Origin of the sequence: Arsenophonus endosymbiont of Bemisia tabaci Q2 (genome assembly GCF_902713415.1) — a bacterium.
Taxonomy (GTDB): Bacteria; Pseudomonadota; Gammaproteobacteria; order Enterobacterales; family Enterobacteriaceae; genus Arsenophonus.
On sequence record NZ_CACTIE010000269.1, the window covers coordinates 1 to 1,901 of the forward strand.

The following is a 1,901-nucleotide window of genomic DNA, read 5'->3' on the forward strand; positions in this document are numbered from 1 at the left end:
ATTGAACATAAATGGGAATAAGCTAAATGCAAAAAAAGAGCGCTCGGATGCGAGAGAGAGATATTTTGTTCGCACTCAATATGGTGTAATCAAAATTAAGTCGCTTAGCTATAGAGAGAATGCAATGCACCCAACTTTCCTTAACGCTATCTATTATTTTTTCACTTATTTTTCTTATTTACAGTGTGTTTTGATGTACTGCTGTAGATATTCCGTCTGCTTTTCGTTTTCAACTATCATCGCTCTGAGACGAAAATAATCCTGTCTAGCTGCCTCACCAAGTTGTGGGGTGGCTTCATCATATCTGCTCTTGGCGGTAGTGGTTTTAGTATTGGACACACGGCGTTGACGCGCAACCGCTTAGTGCCAGCGCGAACAGCATCATCGAGCTTGAAAATTTTAGCTTTGGCATTTTTCATTTCCTCGATGCGTTGAATATCAATCTTTTGCAAAGCATCGATCTTATTCTGTTGTAATTTCACGGCATCAATTTGCTCTTGATAATGCTGTTTTAGCGCTTGATAGTTTTGTTTGATGGGTTTGATAACGTTCGTTGATGAAAACGAGTGACAAAACCAATGCGAAAATAATCGCTACGATAAATGTGTAAGGTCGCCATAACATATTACGCTCTCTATTTCCCGAGGGGTCATTAACCCTTTCCACTTTTACCATCAACATAAACTCATCGCTTCATCTCATCACAAGCGCCCTTTCCGTCATTGGCGTTGAGGTTTTTGAGTAATCTGGATTTCGCAAAATTCCCCACGTCCACGTTGTAAGCAAATGAGTAAAGCGCTGCTTGAGTCAGTGTATTGATATTGACTTTAACCAGCGGGTCAACATGACGCTTTATCACTTTCAAATCCGTCACCAAGCCACTTATCACATTCGGCTTTGGTGTACGTTCGGTTACGCTCAATATCATTGCCTGTGTGACCGTAGGAAACAGAAAGAATACCAGCCCCGTCAAAATACGGTTTAAGTCTCAACCCTTCGAAATGCGTTATCATGCTTGAGGCCAAAAACAAAGCACTACCGCCCATTGCCATCAATATTTTTTCGGTATTTTCATACTGACGCTCCTTGAGTTTGTACTACCTTCGGCGGTAGTACACGTTGACTAAAAATGTCCCTATCGTGCAGATGATACCTATCACCTCTACCCACTGTTCGAGCGTGAGAATACCAATAACAGTTGTCGCCCCAGCCCATAGATACGACGATACGACAAGGGGCTGGAATATTTTTCCATCATGTAATTTCTTCCGGTGAGGTTTTGAGGTGGTGAGGCGTGAATGTTTATTAAATTTTCTAGTTTTGATGATCTCGGTAATAGCACTTGCCTTTTTTCATTTTCGGCTTCCCGCTTAAAGGCCACGTATCTTGCATCGCCTTGGTTGATTTCCCAAATTTTTCAATATCTTTTTGCGCCTTAGTCCACTGGCTAGCAAATTCATTAAATTGACACTTCTTACTCTGTCTAAACCAGTGTGTAATCATGATTAATGCACACACAAGGCTCTCTGTATCGCCTAGTCTTTCACAAGAATAAGCGAATGATTTCAACTTTTCTCTCTCGCAATAATTCATGGATTGCCGTGTGTCTGGGATAGTGGACAATTTTTCATTTGAATTATCCTTGCTTTCCATATTTGACCTCCTGTTTGTTATTGAATGTTCCGGCGGTATAGCTAAGCGACTTAATTTTGATGATATTATTTATATGAGCTATTCAATTGATTTTAGACGTAAAGTGATATTTATGATGGAAGAAGAAGGGTGGAGTATCCGAGAAACAACGAAGCAATTTCGGATTGGCTCTGCATCTGTATCGCGTTGGATTAATCAAATAGAGCCAAAAGCATCGACTACGCATCAGCGAAAAATCGATAAATCCG

7 protein-coding genes are annotated in these 1,901 nt (G+C 40.6%); 2 read left to right on the forward strand and 5 right to left on the reverse strand.

Annotated features, from left to right (window positions below; translation table 11 throughout):
• Positions 1-259, forward strand: a 259-nt coding sequence (locus tag ARSQ2_RS13315; protein ID WP_238334482.1) for a hypothetical protein, incomplete at its 5' end; no start/stop codon positions are given.
• Here the strand turns inward: ARSQ2_RS13315 and ARSQ2_RS13320 are convergent.
• The 5 genes from ARSQ2_RS13320 to ARSQ2_RS11090 form a co-directional block, all read right to left on the reverse strand.
• Entirely contained in the window at positions 237-482 is a 246-nt protein-coding gene (locus tag ARSQ2_RS13320) for a lysis system i-spanin subunit Rz (RefSeq protein ID WP_238334483.1), read from the reverse strand. The two genes, ARSQ2_RS13315 and ARSQ2_RS13320, sit on opposite strands and share 23 nt — an antisense overlap.
• 203 nt (positions 483-685) lie before the next feature.
• Positions 686-928: a glycoside hydrolase family protein gene (locus ARSQ2_RS14360; RefSeq protein WP_338078293.1), complete on the reverse strand. Its 243-nt coding sequence runs from the start codon at positions 926-928 to the stop codon at positions 686-688.
• Complete coding sequence (locus tag ARSQ2_RS14365; protein WP_420837779.1) at positions 840-1,052, reverse strand: glycoside hydrolase family protein; 213 nt, start codon at positions 1,050-1,052, stop codon at positions 840-842. Before ARSQ2_RS14365 ends, ARSQ2_RS14360 begins: the two co-directional genes overlap by 89 nt.
• Positions 1,053-1,097: 45 nt before the next feature.
• On the reverse strand, positions 1,098-1,337 hold the full coding sequence (locus ARSQ2_RS11085) for an HP1 family phage holin (protein ID WP_338078294.1): 240 nt from the start codon (positions 1,335-1,337) through the stop codon (positions 1,098-1,100).
• The gene (locus ARSQ2_RS11090) at positions 1,315-1,653 is read right to left on the reverse strand and encodes a hypothetical protein (RefSeq protein ID WP_181995329.1); all 339 of its coding nucleotides are present in this window, start codon (positions 1,651-1,653) and stop codon (positions 1,315-1,317) included. The genes ARSQ2_RS11085 and ARSQ2_RS11090 overlap by 23 nt, the downstream gene beginning before the upstream one ends.
• A 73-nt stretch (positions 1,654-1,726) precedes the next feature.
• On the opposite strand from ARSQ2_RS11090, the gene ARSQ2_RS15120 reads away from it, so the two are divergent.
• Positions 1,727-1,901, forward strand: a 175-nt coding sequence (locus tag ARSQ2_RS15120; RefSeq protein ID WP_420837780.1) for an IS630 transposase-related protein, incomplete at its 3' end; no start/stop codon positions are given.